Here is a 3487-nt window from a genome sequence, read left to right on the forward strand (position 1 = left end):
CCTGTACGGTAAATAGAGCTTTCAGAAGCGAATGTCGCTGTTGCCATGTTTGCAAGCTTCTCTTGGATCAATGAGAACTTTGCAATTGGCGTTTTAAATTGCTTACGCTCATTTGCATATTTGGCAGCAAGTTCTAGTGCGCGTTTTGAACTACCGATACAACCTACTCCAAGCTTGTAACGGCCTACATTTAGGATGTTGAATGCAATGACGTGGCCTTTGCCAATCTCACCTAAAACATTTTCTTTAGGAACAAGAGCATCTTCTAAAATTAATGTTCTTGTAGAAGAACCTTTGATACCCATTTTCTTTTCTTCTGGACCAGTTGATACGCCTTCGTAGTCTTTTTCTACGATAAATGCTGTAAATTTCTCACCGTCAATTTTTGCATAAACAACAAATACATCAGCAAATGCAGAGTTCGTAATCCATTGCTTCTCTCCATTTAATACATAGTGCGTACCAGCTTCGTTTAGAACAGCTGTTGTTTTTGCACCAAGAGCATCTGAACCTGAACTTGGCTCTGTTAATGCGTAAGCAGCAATACGCTCACCTGATGCTAAGTCAGGAAGATACTGTGATTTTTGCTCATGGTTACCAAAAAATACGATTGGTAGTGAACCGATCCCTACGTGAGCACCGTGGCTAAGTCCAAATGCACCACCGCGAACGAACTTTTCAGAGATAAGAGACGAGCTGATTTTATCAAGACCTAATCCACCATACTCTTCAGGTACATCTGCTCCAAGTAAACCAAGCTCCCCAGCTTGCTTCAAAAGCTTCACCGTGTACTCAAATTCATGGTTTTCGATCTTCTCAAGAACCGGTGAAACTTCTTTCACTGCAAACTCTTCTGTTGTACGGCCAATCATGATTTGCTCGTCTGAGAAATCCTCAGGTGTAAATACCTTTTCTGCCTCAATATCTTCTACTAAGAAGCTACCACCTTTAACAACACGCTCTGCTGTATTACTCATCTTAATTCCCCCTTTTAATTGGTTGATTCTTATTAACCGATTAGTTCAAACACACCAGCAGCACCCATACCGCCACCGATACACATTGTTACAACACCAAACTGTTCACCGCGACGCTTCATTTCATGCATAAGAGAAAGTGTTAACTTTGTACCTGAACAACCTAGTGGGTGACCAAGTGCAATCGCTCCACCATTTACATTGACTTTATCAACATCAAGTTCTAAATGACGAATCACTTGAAGAGATTGAGAAGCAAATGCCTCATTTAATTCAAATAACCCGATATCAGATAAATCAAGACCTGCTAATTTAAGTGCTTTTGGAATCGCCTCAACTGGGCCAATTCCCATAATTTCTGGTGCAACCCCAGCTACTGCAAAGCTACGGAATTTAAGAAGTGGCGTAAGACCTGTAGCTAAAGCTTCCTCGCGATCCATTAAGAGAACAGATGCGGCACCATCACTCATTTGCGATGAGTTACCTGCTGTTACTGAACCTTTCGGATGGAACGCCGGACGAAGCTTCGCTAGACCTTCAAGAGTTGTATCTGTACGAACCCCTTCGTCTGTATCAAAAACAATCTTTTTCTCTTTTAATTTATGGTCAGCTCCAACTGAACGAAGTGTTACATCAACTGGAACAATCTCATCAGCAAAACGCTTAGACTCGATCGCAGCAGCTGYACGCTTATGACTTTCTACCGCAAACGCATCTTGGTCGGCACGGCTAATGCCAAAACGATTTGCCACCTCTTCTGCTGTATAACCCATTCCCATGTAATACTCTGGTTGTTCTTCAACAAGAGTTGGGTTTGGTGCGATGACATGACCACCCATTGGGATCATGCTCATTGACTCTGCTCCACCTGCAACGACTKCTTTTGAATGACCAAGCATAATGCGCTCAGCCCCATAAGCGATACTTTGCAAACCAGACGAACAGTAGCGGTTGATCGTAATCGCAGGTACTGTGTTTGGTAGGCCTGCAAGAGCAGAGATGCTACGAGCGACATTCATCCCTTGCTCTGCCTCAGRCATTGAACATCCAATAATGACATCATCAATGGCAGCAGGATCAAATCCTTCAGCACGTCTTAAAGTTTCTCTAATCGTGAGTGCTCCTAAATCATCTGGTCTCACGTTTGCTAATGTTCCACGTTTCGCTTTTCCGACTGGCGTACGTGCGCCAGCAACGATTACTGCTTCTCTCATTGTCGAATCCCTCCTACCTGTTTGAATTAGTTGCGTAATGGCTTTCCTTTTGTCAGCATGTATTGCATCCGTTGTTGTGATTTCGGTTCACTAACAAGGCTTAAGAACGCCTCACGCTCTAAATCAAGCAAGTATTGCTSATCTACAAGCGTTCCTTTAGGGACGCGACCACCTGCTAATACGAATGCAAGTTTTTCAGCTATTTTTAAATCATGATCAGAAATCATGCCACCAAATTTCATCGTTTTAGCACCAAGTAATAACGTTGCGTAACCCGTTTCACCAACAACAGGAATCTTCTTACGCTCTGGCGGGCGATAGCCTGATTCTTCTAAATGAATGACTTGTTGCTTTGCACGATTAATGACATGTTCACCGTTCATAACAATGCCGTCACGCTCGCTTAAGAAACCATTTTCTTTTGCTTCATGAGCAGATGTTGCTACCTTTGCCATCGCAATTGTTTCAAACGTTTTGTTAGCAACAGCTTGAAGGTCAATCTGTGCACCTTGTGGCAGACTTTCTAAATTGCGAAGGTAAAGCTCTTTGTTACCTCCACCACCTGGAATTAGACCAACACCCACTTCAACTAGTCCCATATAGGTTTCATGTGCAGCTTGAATGCTTGCAGACGGAAGACAAATTTCTGCTCCTCCACCAAGAGACATTCCAAACGGTCCCGTTACAACTGGTTTTGCTGAGTAACGTACATTTGCCATTGCTTGTTGGAACTGACGAACAACCATATCAACCTCAAAGAAGTTATCATCTTGCGCTTCCATTAAGATCATCATCAAGTTCGCACCAACACAGAAGTTCTTCCCTTGGTTACTAATGACAAGGCCTTTAAAGTTCTTCTCTACTTCAGTAATTGATTTATTAATCATTTGAATCACATCAAGACCAATCGAATTATTTGGCGAGTGGAATTCAAGTAGTGCAACATCATCACCGATATCGATTAACGACGCACCACTATTTTTCATCACAACATTGTCTGGCTTAAGTGATTTCAAATGAATATTTTTTGGATTTGTTTCAATCGCTTTGTATTCACCTTCATGATAAAAGCTTGATCCTTTATAGAAGGTTTCATTTCCAGTTGATAGCATCTCTCTTACCCAACCAGGAACGTTTTCCCCTTCAGCTTCGATACGCTCAACCGACTTTGTAACTCCGATTGCATCCCACATTTCAAATGGTCCTAATTCCCAACCAAAGCCCCAACGCATTGCTTCATCAACAGCTTTGATGTCATTAGCAATTTCGTAAACCTTCTCAGCAGAATACAGAAGG

At 42.3% G+C, this 3487-nt stretch carries 3 protein-coding genes; all 3 read right to left on the reverse strand.

The window, feature by feature from the left end:
• Positions 1 to 977 (reverse strand): acyl-CoA dehydrogenase family protein (locus tag AB685_RS28695; RefSeq protein WP_047974018.1); only part of this gene is annotated, 977 nt, incomplete at its 3' end.
• Positions 978 to 1009: 32 nt separating this feature from the next.
• Complete coding sequence (locus AB685_RS28700) at positions 1010 to 2191, reverse strand: acetyl-CoA C-acetyltransferase (RefSeq protein ID WP_047974019.1); 1182 nt, start codon at positions 2189 to 2191, stop codon at positions 1010 to 1012.
• A 26-nt stretch (positions 2192 to 2217) separates the two neighbouring features.
• On the reverse strand, positions 2218 to 3487 hold a 1270-nt coding region (locus AB685_RS28705), incomplete at its 5' end, for an enoyl-CoA hydratase/isomerase family protein (RefSeq protein WP_047974020.1).

Source organism: Bacillus sp. LL01 (genome assembly GCF_001037965.1).